Source organism: Corynebacterium sp. HMSC05E07 (genome assembly GCF_001807225.1).
GTDB classification, from domain to species: Bacteria; Actinomycetota; Actinomycetes; order Mycobacteriales; family Mycobacteriaceae; genus Corynebacterium; species Corynebacterium singulare.
The window spans coordinates 25,210-42,569 of record NZ_KV788240.1; the positions used below are offsets into that span (position 1 = coordinate 25,210).

At 62.8% G+C, this 17,360-nt stretch carries 22 protein-coding genes; 7 read left to right on the forward strand and 15 right to left on the reverse strand.

Annotation, left to right across the window (positions count from 1 at the left end):
- Nucleotides 1–7: 7 nt before the first annotated feature.
- Nucleotides 8–751, forward strand: a complete 744-nt coding sequence (gene otsB / locus HMPREF3149_RS07495; RefSeq protein WP_070537313.1) for a trehalose-phosphatase — start codon at nucleotides 8–10, stop codon at nucleotides 749–751.
- Here the strand turns inward: otsB and HMPREF3149_RS07500 are convergent.
- The gene (locus HMPREF3149_RS07500; RefSeq protein WP_070537314.1) at nucleotides 748–1,872 is read right to left on the reverse strand and encodes a LacI family DNA-binding transcriptional regulator; all 1,125 of its coding nucleotides are present in this window, start codon (nucleotides 1,870–1,872) and stop codon (nucleotides 748–750) included. The two genes, otsB and HMPREF3149_RS07500, sit on opposite strands and share 4 nt — an antisense overlap.
- A 73-nt stretch (nucleotides 1,873–1,945) precedes the next feature.
- Between HMPREF3149_RS07500 and HMPREF3149_RS07505 the strand changes: the two genes are divergently transcribed.
- Genes HMPREF3149_RS07505 through HMPREF3149_RS07520 form a run of 4 tightly spaced genes read left to right on the forward strand, consistent with a single transcriptional unit; the run spans nucleotide 1,946 to nucleotide 5,543 of the window.
- Entirely contained in the window at nucleotides 1,946–3,052 is a 1,107-nt protein-coding gene (locus HMPREF3149_RS07505; protein ID WP_070537315.1) for a metal ABC transporter solute-binding protein, Zn/Mn family, read from the forward strand.
- Entirely contained in the window at nucleotides 3,053–3,754 is a 702-nt protein-coding gene (locus HMPREF3149_RS07510) for a metal ABC transporter ATP-binding protein (protein WP_070537316.1), read from the forward strand.
- Nucleotides 3,732–4,694 carry a metal ABC transporter permease gene (locus HMPREF3149_RS07515; RefSeq protein WP_210385429.1) on the forward strand — a complete coding sequence of 321 codons (963 nt, stop codon included), beginning with the start codon at nucleotides 3,732–3,734 and terminating at the stop codon, nucleotides 4,692–4,694. The genes HMPREF3149_RS07510 and HMPREF3149_RS07515 overlap by 23 nt, the downstream gene beginning before the upstream one ends.
- 9 nt (nucleotides 4,695–4,703) lie before the next feature.
- Nucleotides 4,704–5,543, forward strand: a complete 840-nt coding sequence (locus HMPREF3149_RS07520) for a CE1 family esterase (protein WP_070524571.1) — start codon at nucleotides 4,704–4,706, stop codon at nucleotides 5,541–5,543.
- A 33-nt stretch (nucleotides 5,544–5,576) separates the two neighbouring features.
- Here the strand turns inward: HMPREF3149_RS07520 and HMPREF3149_RS13050 are convergent, their stop codons facing one another.
- The 10 genes from HMPREF3149_RS13050 to HMPREF3149_RS07560 all read right to left on the reverse strand — a co-directional run bounded on the left by HMPREF3149_RS13050 (nucleotide 5,577) and on the right by HMPREF3149_RS07560 (nucleotide 12,779).
- A complete protein-coding gene (locus HMPREF3149_RS13050; RefSeq protein ID WP_083280806.1) occupies nucleotides 5,577–5,858 on the reverse strand; it encodes an ATP-binding cassette domain-containing protein in 282 nt (93 codons plus the stop codon).
- A gap of 306 nt (nucleotides 5,859–6,164) precedes the next feature.
- Nucleotides 6,165–6,815, reverse strand: a complete 651-nt coding sequence (locus HMPREF3149_RS07525) for an AAA family ATPase (RefSeq protein WP_070537318.1) — start codon at nucleotides 6,813–6,815, stop codon at nucleotides 6,165–6,167.
- Nucleotides 6,812–7,546, reverse strand: coding sequence for an AAA family ATPase (locus tag HMPREF3149_RS07530; RefSeq protein WP_010188884.1), 735 nt, complete (start codon nucleotides 7,544–7,546; stop codon nucleotides 6,812–6,814). The genes HMPREF3149_RS07525 and HMPREF3149_RS07530 overlap by 4 nt, the downstream gene beginning before the upstream one ends.
- Nucleotides 7,547–7,564: 18 nt before the next feature.
- Nucleotides 7,565–8,515 (reverse strand): 23S rRNA (guanosine(2251)-2'-O)-methyltransferase RlmB, encoded by a 951-nt coding sequence (gene rlmB, locus HMPREF3149_RS07535; RefSeq protein WP_070537319.1) that lies wholly within the window; start codon nucleotides 8,513–8,515, stop codon nucleotides 7,565–7,567.
- Nucleotides 8,516–8,570: 55 nt separating this feature from the next.
- Nucleotides 8,571–9,992 (reverse strand): cysteine--tRNA ligase, encoded by a 1,422-nt coding sequence (cysS, locus tag HMPREF3149_RS07540; RefSeq protein ID WP_070537320.1) that lies wholly within the window; start codon nucleotides 9,990–9,992, stop codon nucleotides 8,571–8,573.
- Between the two features lie 33 nt (nucleotides 9,993–10,025).
- Nucleotides 10,026–10,694, reverse strand: a complete 669-nt coding sequence (locus tag HMPREF3149_RS13390; protein ID WP_141741475.1) for a hypothetical protein — start codon at nucleotides 10,692–10,694, stop codon at nucleotides 10,026–10,028.
- A 67-nt stretch (nucleotides 10,695–10,761) separates the two neighbouring features.
- On the reverse strand, nucleotides 10,762–10,962 hold the full coding sequence (locus HMPREF3149_RS07545; RefSeq protein ID WP_042532302.1) for a hypothetical protein: 201 nt from the start codon (nucleotides 10,960–10,962) through the stop codon (nucleotides 10,762–10,764).
- A 27-nt stretch (nucleotides 10,963–10,989) separates the two neighbouring features.
- Nucleotides 10,990–11,481 carry a 2-C-methyl-D-erythritol 2,4-cyclodiphosphate synthase gene (gene ispF / locus HMPREF3149_RS07550; protein WP_070537321.1) on the reverse strand — a complete coding sequence of 164 codons (492 nt, stop codon included), beginning with the start codon at nucleotides 11,479–11,481 and terminating at the stop codon, nucleotides 10,990–10,992.
- Entirely contained in the window at nucleotides 11,474–12,223 is a 750-nt protein-coding gene (gene ispD, locus HMPREF3149_RS07555; RefSeq protein ID WP_070537322.1) for a 2-C-methyl-D-erythritol 4-phosphate cytidylyltransferase, read from the reverse strand. The genes ispF and ispD overlap by 8 nt, the downstream gene beginning before the upstream one ends.
- The gene (locus HMPREF3149_RS07560) at nucleotides 12,195–12,779 is read right to left on the reverse strand and encodes a CarD family transcriptional regulator (protein ID WP_070537323.1); all 585 of its coding nucleotides are present in this window, start codon (nucleotides 12,777–12,779) and stop codon (nucleotides 12,195–12,197) included. The genes ispD and HMPREF3149_RS07560 overlap by 29 nt, the downstream gene beginning before the upstream one ends.
- A 282-nt stretch (nucleotides 12,780–13,061) precedes the next feature.
- Here HMPREF3149_RS07560 and HMPREF3149_RS07565 point away from each other — a divergent pair, with 282 nt between their 5' ends.
- Nucleotides 13,062–13,637 carry a hypothetical protein gene (locus HMPREF3149_RS07565; protein ID WP_070537324.1) on the forward strand — a complete coding sequence of 192 codons (576 nt, stop codon included), beginning with the start codon at nucleotides 13,062–13,064 and terminating at the stop codon, nucleotides 13,635–13,637.
- A gap of 164 nt (nucleotides 13,638–13,801) precedes the next feature.
- Here HMPREF3149_RS07565 and HMPREF3149_RS07570 read toward each other — a convergent pair whose 3' ends face one another.
- Both HMPREF3149_RS07570 and HMPREF3149_RS07575 read right to left on the reverse strand, forming a co-directional pair.
- Nucleotides 13,802–14,029: a hypothetical protein gene (locus tag HMPREF3149_RS07570; protein ID WP_070537325.1), complete on the reverse strand. Its 228-nt coding sequence runs from the start codon at nucleotides 14,027–14,029 to the stop codon at nucleotides 13,802–13,804.
- Between the two features lie 40 nt (nucleotides 14,030–14,069).
- A complete protein-coding gene (locus HMPREF3149_RS07575) occupies nucleotides 14,070–14,279 on the reverse strand; it encodes a hypothetical protein (protein WP_070537326.1) in 210 nt (69 codons plus the stop codon).
- A gap of 213 nt (nucleotides 14,280–14,492) precedes the next feature.
- Between HMPREF3149_RS07575 and radA the strand changes: the two genes are divergently transcribed.
- Nucleotides 14,493–15,866, forward strand: a complete 1,374-nt coding sequence (radA, locus tag HMPREF3149_RS07580; RefSeq protein ID WP_070537327.1) for a DNA repair protein RadA — start codon at nucleotides 14,493–14,495, stop codon at nucleotides 15,864–15,866.
- A gap of 14 nt (nucleotides 15,867–15,880) precedes the next feature.
- Here the strand turns inward: radA and HMPREF3149_RS07585 are convergent, their stop codons facing one another.
- Together HMPREF3149_RS07585 and HMPREF3149_RS07590 are read right to left on the reverse strand one after the other, a co-directional pair.
- Nucleotides 15,881–16,645, reverse strand: a complete 765-nt coding sequence (locus HMPREF3149_RS07585; RefSeq protein WP_070537328.1) for a hypothetical protein — start codon at nucleotides 16,643–16,645, stop codon at nucleotides 15,881–15,883.
- Between the two features lie 90 nt (nucleotides 16,646–16,735).
- Entirely contained in the window at nucleotides 16,736–17,359 is a 624-nt protein-coding gene (locus HMPREF3149_RS07590; RefSeq protein ID WP_070537329.1) for a carbonic anhydrase, read from the reverse strand.
- Nucleotide 17,360 lies beyond the last annotated feature (1 nt).

A 17,360-nucleotide genomic window follows, 5' to 3' on the forward strand; every position in this document is an offset into this window, starting at 1 on the left:
TGGGAGCATGATCAATGCTCTTGCCTCAACACAGCACCTTGCGGTGGTCTCCGATTTCGATGGCACGCTGGCGGGTTTTGCTCGCAGCCCTTATGCCGTAACGCCGGAGCAGCGCTCCCTCGACGCCCTCGCGGCCCTGGCGCAATTGCCGAACACCACGGTGGCGGTGTTGTCCGGCCGACACCTGGACGGCCTCAAGCGTGTGTGCCCCCTGCGCGAGCCGGTACTCATGGGCGGCTCGCATGGCGCGGAATCTTCGTGGGAGGACTCCTCCCTCACCCCAGAAATGGAGGCGCACCTGGCACAGAAGGAAGCGGAGATCAAGGAGATCATTGCCCGCCATCCCGGCGCGGAACTGGAGGTCAAGCCCTTCCAGCGCGTGCTGCATCTGCGTGCTTTGGAGCTGCAGGACCCTGCCGCCGCGGCTGCTGCTTATGAGGAGGGCGCGGCGTTGAGCGCGGATGGTTACCCCAAGACAACCGGCAAATGTGTCGTCGAATTCTCCGCCACGCAGGCGACGAAAGGCACCTGGATTGCGGGCCTGCGGGAGCGTGTCGGCGCCACGGCGGTGGTGTTCCTCGGGGACGACACCACCGACGAAGATGGCTTTGCCGTGCTCAACCAGCCGCCGGACCTCGGCGTGAAGGTCGGCGAAGGCGCAACCCAGGCCGCACACCGCGTGCCCGACATCGCCGCGGTGTCGGATTTCCTCGAGCAGCTCGCCACTGCCCGCGGCAGAGCACTGCACTAGACGTTCGGCGGCGCGACCGTGCGGCCCTCATGGAAGCTCGTGCGCAGGACCTTCCGCGGCGACTCCTCTCTCTTGACTGAGGCAGCGCGGGGAGCGGGTTCACTGGCGGCGCGGTCGATGAGGTCAGCCAGCATGTGTCCAGCTGCGGCGCCCTTCGCCTTATTGGGCTGCACAACGGTGCTCAAGCCCACGGCCAGTGCTGGGGCAATGCCGTCGAAGCCAGTGACGGAGAGCTGCTCGGGGACTGCGATGCCGTGGTCACGGGCATAGGCCAGGACGCCGAGCGCCATCGAGTCCGTGGTGCACAACACCGCGGTGAGCTCTGGGTGCGCGTTCAACAATTCCTCCGCTGCCGCATAGGCCGTGCGGGCATCATTGATGTGGCGGGTAACCACCGGAATCGACTCCGGCGGCAGTCCCGCGTCCGCAAAAACGTCGAGAGCTCCCACCACACGCGAGCGCTGGACGTGCATATCGGCCTCTGCGAGTTGCTCTGGCGAGACCACACCGTCGAGGCGCTCGCGGTGCAGGCGGATGGCAAGGATGCCAATGCGGGTATGGGAGGCGCGAACAAGTGCTCGCGCCGCCGGTGCTATCGCGGCGCGGTCATCGATGCCGACGAAGGGCAAGCCGGAATCCGTGGGCTGATCACACACCACGACGGGCAGACCGCGGCGCCGCACGGCCTCAAGGTAGGCATCACCCGCAGCAACGGAGTACACCACGAACCCGTCCACCGCGGCTGAGCCAACGAGTTGGGCCGCGTGGGCGTCGTCAGGCGCGCCCACCGTGTCGGGACCTGCCGGGATGAGCGTGAGCGTGGTGCTTGCGCCCGCGGAGGCCTCCGCCATGCCCGCGAGAAAATCCACCGAAGCCATGTCTTCGAAGGCGTAGGACAGGTGCTCGGTGAGCAGAACCCCCACCGAGCCCTGGCGGCGTGTGCGCAGGCTGCGTGCGGTGGGGTCTGGACCCGTGTAGCCGCGCGCAGCGGCCGCGGCGAGGATGCGCTCGCGGGTGGCCGGCGCCAGTTGGTCAGGGCGGTTGTAAGCGTTAGACACCGTGGTGCGGGAGACCCCGAGTTCGGCCGCGAGAGAGGCCAGCGTCGTGCTGCGAGTGGACATGCCGGTTACCTTACCCTTTTTCAACTCATTATCATTTGACAACGTTTTTCACTAACACGTTAGAATGGACAACATGACTACACCCCTCTCACGCCGCGCTTGGCGCCGCCCCACCGCCCTCCTCTTCGCCGCCACTCTTGGCTGCGCATCGCTGACCGCCTGTTCCTCCAGCAGCGACAATGCCAACGGTTCTGATGGCGCAGACGCGGAAAATGACACCATCCACGTCGTCGCCTCGACCTCCATCTGGGCCGACGTAGCGCAGGCAGTGGTGGACACCGCGAAGACTGACGTCAATGTCGACGTCGAGGCCATTGTCACCGGCAACGGCGTAGACCCTCACCACTTCGAGCCAACAGCTGCCGACATTGCCAAGGCCAACGAAGCCGATGTCATCATCGCCGGTGGCGGCGGCTACGACGCCTGGCTCTACCAGGCGGTGAAGAACCAGGACGACATCATCCACGCCCTTCCGCTGACCGAGCACAACCATGATCATGACCACGAAGGCCATGATCACGAGCATGAGCATGAAGGCCATGACCATGACCATGAGCACGCACACGACGAGCATGACCATAGCGAGCACGACCACGAGGGCCATGATCACGCACATGACGAAGAGCAGGTGAGCATGGACGAGGCCAAGAAGATAGCTGCCGAGCACCCAGAGCAGATCACCAACATCGAAGGCAACGAGCACGTGTGGTATGACGCCGCTGCCATCGAGAAGGTCGCTACCGAGGTCGCAGCCATGGTTAACAAGGCCAACCCGGATGCCCAGGCCACCGCAGACCCTCTGCTGCACAGGGTGGAGAAGATCAAGGCGCGCGTCGAGAAGCTGCCCACGCAGAATTACGCACAGACCGAGCCGATTGCGGACTACATCATGAAGTACACCGACAGCACCGACGTCACCCCGGAGGGCTACCGCAAGGCCACCGTTGCCGAAGGCGAGCCCAGCGCTGCTGACCTGGCGCGCTTCCTTGAGGCCATCGACACCGGCGAGGTGGAACTGCTCATCTTCAACCCGCAGACCGAAACCGACATGACCAAGCGCATCCGCGCTGCCGCCGAGGACAAGGACATCCCGGTCGTCGAAATCGGCGAGACCCCGCCGGAGAACACCAACTTCCTCGACTACTACGAGGAAGCCGTCAGCGCACTCGAGGCCGCTTAAGTGCTCGTTTCCTTTCACAATGCCGCAGTGGAACCGCTGTGGTCGGATTTGAACCTCGCCGTGGACCGCGGCGAGTTCATCGCCGTTTTGGGCCCCAACGGCGTGGGTAAATCAACGCTGCTAGGAACCATCCTGGGAACGCGGAAGCTCACGGCGGGCACGGTGGACGTGGACTGTCGCGTCGGCTTTATCCCACAGCAGCGGATGTTCCCCGCCGACCTGCCACTGCGCGCCCGCGACCTGGTCTCGCTCTCCTTGGCACACGGCGCTGTCACTCGACGCCGACCTCCCCGCCACCGCGTCGATGCCCTGCTGGAGGAGGTCGGCGCCACCGGCATTGCGGAGCGGCGCGTGGGCCAACTCTCCGGCGGCCAGCAGCAGCTGATCCGCCAGGCACAGGCCCTAGCCAATGACCCTGAGCTCATCCTTGCTGATGAGCCGCTGCTGTCGCTGGACCCGGGGCGGCAGCAGGCGACCGTCGAGAAGCTCAATGCGTGGCGTCGCGAGCGCGACACCTCCATCCTCTTCGTCACCCACGGCATCAATCCCGTGCTGGGTGTGGTGGACAAGGTGCTCTACCTCGCGCCCAACGGGCACATGTTCGGCACGGTGGATGAGGTCATGCGTTCCGAGGTGCTCTCGGAGCTGTACGGCTCATCCGTGAAGGTCCTCAACGTCGATGGGAGGCTCATCGTTGTCTAAGTTCCTCGAGGACACCCAGTACCTGCTGGGCGTCGATTTCGTACAGGATGCACTGGTTGCTTGTGCGCTGCTGGGCATCCTGTCCGGAGTGATGACCTCGCTCATCGTGCTGCGCCAGATGTCTTTTTCCGTGCATGCCACCTCGGAGCTCGCGCTCATGGGTGCGGCCGCAGCGCTGTTGTTCGGACTGAACATCGGCTTCGGCGCGATTGCCGGCGCCATCGTCGCCGCCATCATTCTGGCGGTGCTCGGCCTCAAAGGCCAACAGGACAGCGCCATCGGCGTGGTCATGAGCTTTGGCCTAGGCTTGTCGGTGTTATTCCTGCACCTCTACCCTGGCAACGCCAACACCGCAATGACGCTGCTGACCGGCCAAATCGTCGGTGTATCTTCGGCGTCCGTGTGGCTGCTGGCGGCGACGACCGTCATCATTGTCGCAGCCGTTACTATTTTGTGGCGCCCGCTTCTTTTTGCCTCCGCGGACCCTGTCATGGCGCAGGCAGCGGGCGTGCCGGTGAAAGCCCTCTCCGTGGTCTTCGCAGTTCTCGTCGGTTTGACCGCCGCGCAGTCGGTGCAGATCGTCGGCTCGCTGCTCGTCATGGCTTTGCTCATCACGCCGGGCGCGGCGGCAGTGCAGATTACCTCCTCCCCGCTGCGCGCGGTGGTGTGGGCAACCATCTTCGCGGAGGTCTCCGCCGTGGGCGGCTTCCTGCTCTCCCTGGCGCCGGGCCTGCCCGTCTCGGTCTTCGTCACGAGCATCTCTTTTGTTATTTACCTGGTCTGCCGCGGCATCGGCTGGGCTCGCAGCCGCAAGGCCGTCCGCGACGACGTCGCCGCCCGCCGCGCCTCCCAGGAACACTTCCGCGCCGCCACCAATCGCGCCGACGCCGAGGCACACCACACCTCGACGCACGATGAGCACTGCGCGCATCAGGATTAGGCTAGATGCGTGACTTTGGAACGCCGTAGCCTCGAATTACAAGACCGCACCCGCACTTACCTCGTGTACCGCCCGAATGATGACGTCGAGCGCCAGAGAGACCTCCTCCTGTTCTTCCACGGCTCCCTGCAATCCGCGAACGTCATCCGCCGCTTCACTAACGGCACGTTCGATGACCTCGCCACCCGCCACGGCATGCTTGCGGTCTACCCCACCGGCGTGGAACAGCACTTTAACGATGCCCGCGCCACCCTGCCCGTCGCCGCGCGCGAGCTGGGGATCGATGACGTCGCCTTCACGCGCGCCATCCTCGACGAGCTGCGCGCGGAGCAGGAGATTGGCCGCGTGTTCCTCTGCGGCTTCTCCAACGGCGGGCAGATGGTTATCCGCTTGCTCTTCGACGCCCCCGGGCTTGCCGATGCCGCCTGCGTCTTCGCCTCCACTCTCGGCGCCGGCGCCAACCATGCGCCCACCAATCCGGACTCGGCGTACCAACCCACCCCGGTCATGTTCGTCCACGGCACGGGCGACCGGCTCGCGCCCTATACGGGCGGAACGGCGGGCATTGACCCGAAACGCACCCGCGGTGCCGTCACCGGCGCGCAGGAGAACGCCGCCCGCTTCGCGGAGCTCAACCATGCCGCCGGCCCAGAGCGCACCCACCTTTTCCCCGACACCGTTGTCGACCGCTGGGAGCCGGCAGACGCCACCGGCGCACCGGTCGAGCTCGTGAGCGTCGAGGGCATGGGCCACGTCATCCCGTCGGGCAACGAACTGGACCCACGCCTGGGTAAAAACACGGATTCCTTCATCGCTGCCGAGCTCGTGGAGGAATTCTTCGGGCTCTAGACTGCACGTGCGCCCCATCGTGTCTCACTCCACTCAGCCCCAACCTCGGGTCGAGGCCGTTCGTAGGTGAGCGTCGAGAAGCAATAATTGTGGATTACCGACCAGTACTTTGGCGATTCCTAGACGCTGTTTCATACCGAGCGAAGCATGCTCGCAGGAAACACTGTGGTGCAATGAAAGGCCTACAAGGGATAAAAGATCCTTCAGTTCATCATTCAGTGAACCTTGTTGTAGTGGTCGGCAATGTCGTTGACGATCACGTAGAGGTCGCGTTCCATCGCGTAGGTTTTCTTTTCTCGCGTACTGACTAATCACACTTTCGACCCGTTGTTATCTAGAGAATTATTATGTCTCAGCGTGATGTTGCACACGTCTGTGCATGTATGTACTCTCGATGTCACTGTTTGCTGGCGAAGATTCTTCAAGTTACCCGCAGCTGAATCTGTCCAAGGTGAAAACGGCAGGCAAAGGACCGAGTCGTCCTCGTCTCTAAGCCGTGGAACCCCAATCCTCCAGAACCTTGTATTCGGCACACGCACGCAATCTGAATGTTCAAGATGTGAAGTACTGGCCAGCAACCAAAGAAGTAAAGATCGCCATCCAGCTTTCTCGGCCCTGAATCTAGCATCCGGAGGCGTAGAGAAACTCACGCAACGACTGAAACGCCAGCGTCTGTGTCACGTCGCGCAGCTCAAGGAAGAACCCATCTTCTGTAATTTCAACAATCCGCGCACCGGGGATGGCTGCCACAATCGGCGAGTGCGTCACCACGATGAACTGCGCACCCGCCTCCGCGGCGCGATGGATTTCCGCCATGAGCGTCATCTGCCGCACGAGCGAAAGCCCAGATTCCGGCTCGTCGAGGATGTAGAGCCCGCGCCCATCAAAGGAACGCTGCACGACGTCCATGACGGACTCGCCATGCGACATCGCGGTCGAACCAACGTTGTAGTGCGCCTCCGCGCGCAGGAAGTAGCCGTCCTTGGGCGCGGTACCTAGCCGCAGGCTCGCCCACCTCCGGAGGGGATTGATGGGACCGGCGGAGCGCTGCACACCCCATATCCCACCGCGCTCAGGAAAGCCGTACTCGAAGGCAATGCCCTCGGCGAGCGTCGACTTTCCTACCCCGTTGTCCCCGGTCAGCAAGGTCACCGGCGCACGCAGGTCCAGTCCTTGGCGTCGCAGCGCCACGAAACCAGGAACGGAGGACACCCACTCAGGTCCGTGGCCGCCGTCCAGCGCGGCATAGGCGTCGACATAGAAGTCTCTCATTCGCCCTCCCCAATAAGAAACGCGGCGGTCCCCAATGGATCGGCAAGGAACTCGCGCGCGGCGTGGACAGCTTCCGTCGCTTCGGGAGCGACGGGCGCAATCCCCTTGTCGCCGAACGCGTAGACGGTCGCGCCTTGCATGCTGAGGAAGACTGGCGAGTGCGTCGCGAGGATGACCTGCGCGCCCTGGGCGGCGAGGCGCTCGAGCTGCGTGACAACCTCGACCTGCCGGGGATAGGACAAGCCGTCTTCCGGCTCGTCGAGAATGATCATTCCGTCAGAATGGAAGCGTCTCTCGACGAGGGCGAGCAGACCCTGGCCGTGGCTGAGAAACGGCAGGTCACTGAGCGGATCGGGATTCTCCGGGCTGTGGATCTGGTGGTGATACTCGCTCAAGTTGAGGAAGGTCTCGCCGCGCAAGAAGTACACGTCGCGCGGGTTGTGCGCCCGCGAGCAGATGAGCCACTCGGGATAGTCCTCGTCGCCGGTGGCAAACCGGGCGTGGCGCGAGCCACCCTCGGGATTGACGCCAAGCCCCACGGCGATGGCCTCGAGCAGCGTGGATTTTCCGGCGCCGTTATCCCCCACGACGACGGTCACGGGCGTAGGCAAACGCAAGGCGCCGCCGGGCAGCGCTGCGATGAGCACGCCCAGGCGGCGCATGTGTTCCGGCACGCCGGGCAGCCCCTCCCCAATAAGCTCCGGGGCGGGACGCACACTCGTGAGGAACATGGCGGCGAAAGCGTGAGCCTACTTCTGGGCCGCGCTACGCTGGCGGGCGAACTCCGAAAGGACCGCACCTGCCGCCACAGAGGCGTTGAGGGATTCAACCCAGTCGGTCATGGGGATGGACATGATGGCATCGCAGTTCTCGCGGACGAGGCGCGAGATGCCCTTGCCCTCAGAGCCAATAACGATAACGACGGGGTCAGTGCCACCGGTGTAGGTGTCGAGCGTGTGCTCGCCGCCCGCGTCGAGGCCCACGACCTGGTAACCGGCCTTCTGGAAATCCTGCACCGTGCGGGTCACGTTGGTCACGCGAGCCACCGGCAAACGAGCCGCAGTACCGGCCGAGGTGCGCCATGCCACCGCCGTCACGGAGGCGGAGCGGCGCTCCGGGATGATGACGCCGTGGCCGCCAAAGGCCGCGACAGAGCGAATGACGGCGCCGAGGTTGCGCGGGTCGGTGATGTTGTCGAGGATGACAAACATGCCCGGCTCTTGGGCATCGCGGGCACGGTCCATGAGATCGTGGACCTCGGCATACTTGTAGGGCGGAATCTGCAGGCCAATGCCCTGGTGCATGCCGTTGCCGGTCATGCGATCCATCTCGTGGCGCTGCACCTCAAGGATAGGGATGTTGCGAGTATTGCACATGGCCACGGCCTCTGACAGGCGGGCGTCGTTGCGCGTGCCCTGCACGATGTAGAGCGAGGTGGCCGGCACCTTAGCGTGCAGGCACTCGATGACCGGGTTGCGGCCCACAACCATCTCCGCGGTCTCCTTCTGGTGGCGACCAGAGTTGCGGCGCTCGCGCTCCAGCTTCGCCTTGTGCTTAGCGTGGTAAACGCGGTCCTCTGCCTTGGGCGTCGGCCCCTTGCCTACCAGGCCCTTGCGGCGCTGACCGCCGGAGCCTTTGGTGGCGCCTTTCTTGTTGCTCTTACGAATACCCGCGCCACCGCGGCCGTGGGTGCGTGCCATAGTTCTTCTCCTTTGTTGTCCTTGGCCTGTTGTCCTTGGCCTAGCCAAAGGACGGTTAGTCCGCCAGGGACCAGGTGGGGCCGTCGGCGGTGTCAGTGATAGTAATACCCGCGGCGGTCAGGCGGTCGCGCACAGCGTCCGCAGTAGCCCAGTCCTTCTCTGCGCGGGCGGTCGTACGGCGCTCAAGCTCAGCCTGGACAAGAACGTCCAGTGCCGCGTCAGCGCCGCGTGTTTCGCCACCATCTTTCCACTGTTCATCGCACGGATCAAAGCCAAGAACCGCGGCCATGGCACGCACGGCGCCGGCAAGGCGCTCAGCGTCGTCACGGCGACCTTCAGCAAGCGCCTTGTTGCCCGCACGCACCGAGGTGTGAATTTCTGCCAGCGCCTTCGGCACGGCGATGTCATCATTCATGGCCTCTGCGAAGGCGGGGGTCCACTCGCCCTTCTCGACGCCCTCGAACTTGCCCACGAAGTCCTCGATGCGGCGGTAGCCTGCAGCAGCCTCCGTGAGCGCAGCCTCGGAGTACTCGAGCACGGAACGGTAGTGCGCCGACCCCAAGTAGTAGCGCAGCTCTACTGGGCGGACAATCTCCAGCATGTTGGCGATGGAGAGCACGTTGCCCAGGGACTTGGACATCTTCTCACCAGACATGGTTACCCAGTGATTGTGCATCCAGTAGTTGGCGAACTTATCGCCCGCCGCATGGGACTGCGCAATCTCGTTCTCGTGGTGCGGGAACTGCAGGTCCAGACCACCACAGTGAATGTCGAACTCGCTGCCGAGGTAGTAGGTAGACATGGCCGAGCACTCCAGGTGCCAGCCGGGGCGGCCGCGGCCCCACGGGGTGGGCCAGGACGGCTCGCCCGGCTTGGCAGCCTTCCACAGCGCGAAATCCTGCGGGCTGCGCTTACCTTCGGCTTCCGACTCGCCCTGCTCCATATCCTCGACGCGGTTGCCGGACAGCGCGCCGTAGTCGGAACCTTCGGCGGCATTCCAGGCGGCGACGTCAAAATAGACGGAACCAGCATCACTGCTCTGCCCCGCCGCACCACCAGGCACGGCATACGCATAGCCGGCGTCGATAAGCCGCTGCATGTACTCCACCATCTGCGTGACAAAGCCGGTCGCGCGAGGCTCCACGGACGGCGGCAGCACGCCCAAGGTGTTGTAGGCCTTGGTGAATTCGCGCTCGTAGGTGGATACCCACTCCCACCACGGGCGGTTGTTTTCTGCGGCCTTGGTCAGAATCTTGTCATCAATGTCCGTCACATTGCGCACGAGTGCCACGTCATAGCCCTGGGCCAGAAGCCAACGGCGCAGAATGTCGAAGGCCACGCCGGAGCGCAGGTGGCCGATATGCGGCTGAGATTGCGGAGTGGCGCCACAGAGATAAATCGAGGCATGGCCGGGGCGAACCGGCTCAAAGTCGCGTTGGGTGCGGGTAGCGGTATCAAAAATGCGCAAAGTACTCACGCGGCCTAGTCTAATTGACCCTCCGGTGGGAATTCACCATGGCCGATGCCCCCGCGCCTCAGCACTAGGTGCCGTGCCTTTCCTTTCGACGGTGTAGCCTATTTCTCGTAGTACTTGCGCAGCAACCTCTTGATTATCGGCTACCGCTCCGCGCAACTGATCATCGAGCCACTTTTCTCGGCTCTGCGCAAGAAAGCTTTTCCAACCGGGACGTGAACGAAAGCCACACTCCATAAAAAGAAAGAAAAAATAATCCTCCAGGGATACCCGGAACCGACGGCCGCCAATAGGAAAATGTATATCCTCAATTCGGCCCTTCTTTCGAGGGTTCTTCACCCCAGAAAAGTTCTTCATTAGTGCGGGACTCAACAGTCCGGCCACCCCTGAGTGGTGAATGTGGGCCGTCGGAGCAGTACGATTCTCTCGCTCATATTCGAAACGAACGCCTGGGGCTGTTCCTACACGCAACTCGAATTTGCTCGACTTCACGCTGAGAGATGATTCATCGGGCGACAGGGACGTGTGAAAGCGAACAACGGATTCGAAAAGGTCGCTGTAGGAAACCCGATCGCCTCCCTGACTTCCTACCCCGTAGACCAACGGTGCGTGAAGTTCCAACAATCCAGTGCCATAGTCTGGATTGAGATCTGTCCACACGCGGATATCGGAATCTTCATTGAGGGGCAAAACCTTCACATGCACGGCATGCACCCAGTTAAAAAAATTCTGCTGTCAGATGTTGCCCTAGTCCCCCCATACGCACCGCCATTTAGCGTTCAAGCATCAGCTCTACGCGACGGAGTTCGTCATAAAGGTCGCGCTCTTCCGTGGAAAAACGGCCGGATTCTGCGAGCATGCGCAGATCTTCAGAACTAAGGTTCGCCCCAATGGCTACTTCTAAGGCATGCAGGAGTTCCCCATACCGAGCCCGCAGGGCCTCGGTATTTATAATTCGCATTGTCAATGCCACGGCAGCCTCCTCTCCCTCGACTTTACGTTAGGAATTGGGGGCGCGCCAGACCACGGCCGTGGCCACGGCAGCACGGCCTTCCTCGCGGCCGGTGAAGCCGAGGCGGTCAGTCGTGGTCGCAGAAATGGAGACCGGTGCGCCAAGAATCTCACTCAGCACCGATTCGGCTTCTTCGCGGCGCGGACCCATCTTCGGGGTTTGGCCGATGAGCTGTGCAGACGCATTGCCGATGGCGAAACCTTCCTTCTCCAGCAGCTCGCGGCACTCGCGCAGCAACTGCGCGCCGGATACGCCGTCGTACTCAGGGCGGCCTACTCCGACGAAGGAGCCGAGGTCGCCGAGGTGGGAGGCGGACAGTAGTGCGTCGACAAGCGCATGCGCCACCACGTCTCCATCGGAGTGGCCCTCGCAGCCATCAGCGCCTTCGAAAAGCAGGCCGGCAATCCAGCACTCCTTGCCGGGTTCGATCTGGTGGGCGTCGGTGGCGATGCCAACGCGCGGGATGATGGGGTTAGTCACTAGGCACCTCAAAGATGGTCGGTTCGGCCTCATCCGTCACGGCTGTGGCCAGGACGAGATCGATGGGAGTGGTGATTTTAAAAGCGAAGGTATCACCCTGCACGGTCTCCACGCGCGCGCCGTGCCATTCCATGAGGCTGGCATCATCCGTGGCGATGAAATCCGGGTTCTGTTCCCAATAATCAAGGTTCGCGCGGCGCAGCGCTGCGAGGTTAAAGCCCTGCGGCGTCTGCACCGCACGCAGCCGCGAGCGATCCGGGGTGGACAGGACAGTCTCCCCCTCGACCTCCTTGATCGTGTCCGCCACGGGCACGACTGGGATAACGGCGACGGCCCCATCGAGCACGCGCTTGGCGACGCGCGCGATCATTCCCGGAGGCGTTAATGCCCGGGCCGCATCGTGGATGAGGACCACGGCGTCCTCATCCGGGATTGCTTGGAGGCCGGCCCAGACGGAATCAGCGCGCTCGCCACCGCCATGGACGAGCCGAATGGGGATATCGGCGGCAACGCGCTCGAGGATGCGTGCAGCGAAGTCTTCCATCGCCGGACTGACCAGCACGATAACCTCATCGACGATGCCGGAGGTCACCATAGCCTGGACAGAACGCTCCACCAAGGTGCGGCCGCGTAGCTCGACATAAGCCTTGGGCACATCCGCACCCAAGCGCGTGCCTTTGCCCGCGGCGGCGACGAGCGCGATGACGCGGGGTTTAGTCTTCGTCGTCGAAGGAGAGGTCATCAAGATCGATGTCGCTATCGACGTCGGTGGTGATGGACTTGTCATCCACCAGACCAGCAGCGCGGTGACGCTCGATGGTGGCGTCGATTTCCTCCATCATGGTGTCGGCCTTCTTGTCATCAACCGGAGTGGCCAGGGACAGCTCACCGACAAGAATCTGACGCGCCTTAGCCAGCATGCGCTTCTCACCGGCGGACAGACCGCGGTCCTGATCGCGGCGCCACAGGTCACGAACAACCTCGGCCACCTTGTTGATGTCACCGGACGCAAGACGCTCCTGGTTGGCCTTGTAGCGGCGGGACCAGTTGCCGGCTTCTTCGACATCCACCTCACGCAGCACGGAAAAGACCTTCTCCAGGCCTTCCTTACCCACAACGTCACGGACGCCGACCATCTCAACGTTCTTGGAGGGAACGCGCACAACCAGGTCGGATTGGTTGATTTGGAGGACGAGGTACTCGAGGGTCTCGCCACCCATCTCACGCGTTTCAATCGCCGTAATCTTGGCGGCGCCGTGGTGCGGGTAGACGACGACCTCTCCGACCTTAAATTCCATTGCCACTCCTTGTGAAGCCTTTGAGACGGTGCCCAGCCGTGCGCGCGTGACATGCGCTCGGTGGGCCGCATATACAGGGAGTCAATTCTAGCACGTGGGTTTTCACCCCCGCCCGCTGAGGCAGCCGGGAGTAGGCCATACACCACGACGAGGATGCCGTGAAGCACGGCTACCCCCGGTTTACCCAAGGTGTTTGCTGGAAACTGTGTGCTTTTCCCGGATAGGTACTAGGCTAAAGCGTTGATAAGCTTTGTGATCGCAATTCAATGGAGGACACTCACAGTGCAGTCCCTGAAGTCCGCCGCTCGCTGCGGTGCCATCATGTCAGTTACCGCCCTCTCCGCGCTGGCGCTGGCGTCCTGCTCGGCCGGCCACGTTGCGCAGACCGCAGAGAAGGTTGCAGCTGTCGACGGCGCAGCCGCCAGCACCGAAGATGGCAAGGTGACCGTACGTGACGTCACCATTCAGGTTGAGCCGGATTCCGGTGAGACCTCCCTGAAATTCATCGCTGTGAACGAGGGCTACAAGGTAGAAGAGGTCACCCTCGATTCCGTCACCGTCGATGGCCAGGACGTTGTCCTCGAAGGCGCCACCCCGATCGCTCGCGATCAGGCCCTGTACGGTGACTCCGCCACCAACCTGGAGAACCTTCCGAAGGATGAGAAGGACAACAACGTCACCTACGTGACCACCTCCCTGGAGAACGATGGCTTTGCCTTCGGTGGCTCCCGCCCGGTCACGTTCACCTTCAACACCGGCACCATCGAGGTCGATGCCACCGTGTCCGCCTCCCCGCTGCAGTCCGGCGAGTTCGACCGTGATTCCCAGTCCGAAGAGGGCTACACCGAGGCCAAGTAGCCTGCAGCCTTTTCGCTCGGCCAAAACCGCCCTCACTGATTGAATTTCAGTTAGTGAGGGCGGTTTAGCATCTCTACAGCTCCCGCCGCACAGGTGGCACGATCACTAAGACCGCCACGCACAAAGGCGCGCGGCGGTGACAGTGAGGTTGGCTTTTCCGGCTTTTAGCGCACGGAGGAGCTAGCGATGATTGCCTGCAGCCAGCCGATGGTGGACAGCGTAGCCGGAACCAGCAGGAGGTTCGGGGCCTGTGGGCCACCGTACTCAACCATCTTGTCCATGACCTGGTTCAGCGGCTCCGGGTAAGTCGCAGCGGAAGCGGCCGGGGTGCCAGCCACAGCGATGGCGGATGCAGCGGCAAGTGCAACGAGGGAACGACGGATCTTCTTCATTGTTTCTCCTTGAATGATTCTGTGAATGGGGATGTGCTTACTAGGTCAGAACGTTCAGGAAGAAGCCCAAGGACGACAGGGCTGCCGGAACAAGAATGACGTTCTGCGCATCGTAGCCAGCAACGTTCGTGATCTGGGTCAAAACATCAGCCAGCGGCTGCGGAGCCTGGGCAGCGGAGGCGGCAGGGGTGCCGGCCAAGGCGATGGCAACGGCGGCGCCAGCGGCAACGAGGGTACGACGGATCTTCATGAAATCACCTTAGGGTCTTCGGGGATATGTTCTCGGGGGACGGCTTCACGCAACACTCGAAGAGTCTTGCCTGTTACCTGCCAAATACTTTAAGGGGGAAGTGATACAGGCGCTTTTCTTCGCAGAAAAAGTATCCATATGGGGGTAACCACGCTTTTTGCTGATAGACCAACATAATCGTCGATGTCCGGGTGGCTTACTAGAGTGTGGGGCATGGCTAAAAAGGTTCGTCCCGTACATACGTGCTCTGAGTGCGGCTTCGTCTCCCCCAAGTGGTTGGGGCGGTGCCCAGAGTGCGGTTCCTGGGGAACACTGCAAGAAACAGCAGTTGCTCAGGAGAGCAGTGCCGCCCAGGCAGCGGTCACGGGACGCATGCCGAAAGGGTTGACTCCGACGAGCCCGGCGCTACCGATTACAAAGGTGGGAGCAGCTCAGACCAAGGCGCTCAACACCGGGATTGGGGAGCTGGACCGCGTGCTTGGGCGCGGTATCGTGCCGGGCTCGGTGGTACTCATGGCTGGGGAGCCGGGTGTGGGTAAGTCCACGCTGCTTCTGGAAGTAGCGTCGCGCTGGGCCCAGCTGGGGCGCACCGCGCTCTATGCCACCGCGGAAGAATCTGCCGGCCAAGTCCGTGCCCGCGCTGAACGCACCGGCGCGCTGCATGAGACCCTCTATCTAGCGGCGGAGTCCAACCTGGACGTTGTTTTCGGGCACGTCGAGCAACTTAAGCCCAGCCTCATCATCGTGGACTCGGTGCAGACCATGCATGCGGCCGGCGTCGAGGGAGTGGCCGGCGGTGTGGCCCAATCCCGCGCGGTCACCGCGGCGCTGACAACATTGGCAAAGACCACGGGAATCCCCATCCTTCTGGTCGGCCACGTGACGAAGGACGGTAACGTGGCCGGTCCCCGCGTGCTGGAGCACCTCGTGGACGTGGTCTTGAATTTCGAGGGCGACCGTCAGTCCTCCCTGCGTTTACTGCGCGGTCTGAAAAACCGTTTCGGCGCGACCGATGAGATGGGGTGCTTTGAACAAACCGCAGCGGGTATCCGGGAGGTGGCCGATCCTTCAGGGCTGTTCCTTTCCCACCGCGGCAGTACGCCGGACGGCTCCGCGGTGACGGTGGCGATGGACGGCGTGCGCCCCATCCTCGCGGAGGTACAAGCGCTCACAGTGGACCCAGTGGCTAAGAACCCACGGCGCGTGGTCACCGGACTCGATGCCAACCGGGTACCGATGGTGCTCGCGGTCTTGCAGGCCCGTGCGGGTGAGCGCACCAATGACAAAGACGCGTACGTGGCCACCGTGGGTGGCATGAAGATTCAGGAACCGGCGACAGACTTGGCGGTGGCGCTGGCTACGTGGTCCTCGCTGCACGAGCGGCCGCTGCCGCCCAAGACCGTCGTCATCGGTGAGGTGGGACTCGCGGGTGAAGTGCGCCGAGTACCTAACCTCGACCGCCGGCTGGCAGAGGCCGCCCGGTTGGGTTATCGCCACGCCATCGTCCCGCCGGGAGACGTCGAGGTCAGTGGAATCCGAGTACGCCACGCTGCGACTCTGAGCGAAGCCATCGCCGCACTCAACTAGGCCGCAGCGGGCGGCTAGAGCAGATTAAACGGCAGGGCAGCCGAGTAGTTTTCACCAATCACAGTGTGAAGGAAGTAGGCGCCGGAATCAGCCTCAGGGCGGTCGGTGCACTTGCCCGGCTCGGAGCGCTTGCGGGACCAATCAGCTTGGAAGAAACGCGTCTCACCAGACTTGAAGGTCTGCGTGCCGGTCTCTACCGAGGCATAGCAGTCAGTATCAGACCACACGCGCTCGTTGGAGCCCATCTTGTAGACCTCGAAGCGCAGCTGCTGCTCATCCAAATTGATGGAGCAATCCTTCGTGGTGGGGTTGAAGACCTCCATGTAGAACGTCGGCATCTTGCCGCCGGGGACGCTGTCCTCGTTGGTCTTAGCCATCACCATGAGGTCTTCGAGAGAGCATTCCGTCTTGGAGGGATCCACGGCTAGCTCGGTGGGCTGGGATTCCTCGGACTTCGCAGCATCGTCAGCATCGTCAGCATTGTCCGAGCCTTCCTTCGCGGGCTTCTCGTCCGCGGACTCCGACGTTTCTTCCCTGGTCTCGGTGGCAGTTTCTTCGGCCTGCGAGGTCGTCGGCTGCTCAGCCGGCTGCGCCAAGCTACTTGAGGCTGCCGCCGGCTGCGAGCCCTCCTCCTTCTCCTCCGAGGAGCCACCAAAAAGCGCAGTGGCTGCCCAAATGAGGATGACTACGAGCGCCAAAATCGCCACGAGCGCGGCGAGGCGACGGCGGACGTAAATCTCGCGCGGCAGCGGCTTCGGGGTATGGGTAGGCTCAGTCACAGCTCTCAGTTTAAGGGGACTGAGCGCCAACCCGGGCCAGCATAAGGCCGCGTGTCTCGTTATTCCCCCACCACGCGGCGTAGATTCAGGCTACTCGACGCCGTGGAGAACCACCGTCTCCACGCTGGAATCCTCGAGAAGGTAGCGAAGGCCGACGACGCCGAGAGTGCCAGCGTCGAGAAGCTCGCGCGCCGCTGGGATGTCGGAGATAATCTGCGATACCGTCTGCGCGGTGTTCTCACGCTCAAAGTCCGCGCGCTCCTCGCGGCCATCGCGCTGAGCCACCAGGGATGCAGTGGCTACCTGTTCGATGATGGGGCGCTGCAGGCCCGTCGGCAGGTCACCACCCGCCAGGAACTCCGACGCAGCACCTACGGCACCGCATGACTGGTGGCCCATGACCACGAGCAGGTTCGCATTGAGGTTCTCCAGGGCATAATCCAGGGAGGCCATCACCGCGCTGTCCAGGATGTGACCGGCGGTGCGGATGACAAAAGCATCACCAAAACCGATGTTGAACACGTGCTCAATGGGCGCACGGGAATCCGAGCAGGCCAGCACGATAACGCGCGGGTCCTGCCCCTGGGTCAGCCCGGCGCGCAGCTTGGCATCCTGGTTGACGGCGATGAGGTTTCCGGTCACAAGGCGCTGGTTGCCCTCCTGGAGGGCCTTCCAGACCTTCTGTGGTTCGTGGGGTACATGAACTAGAGGCATG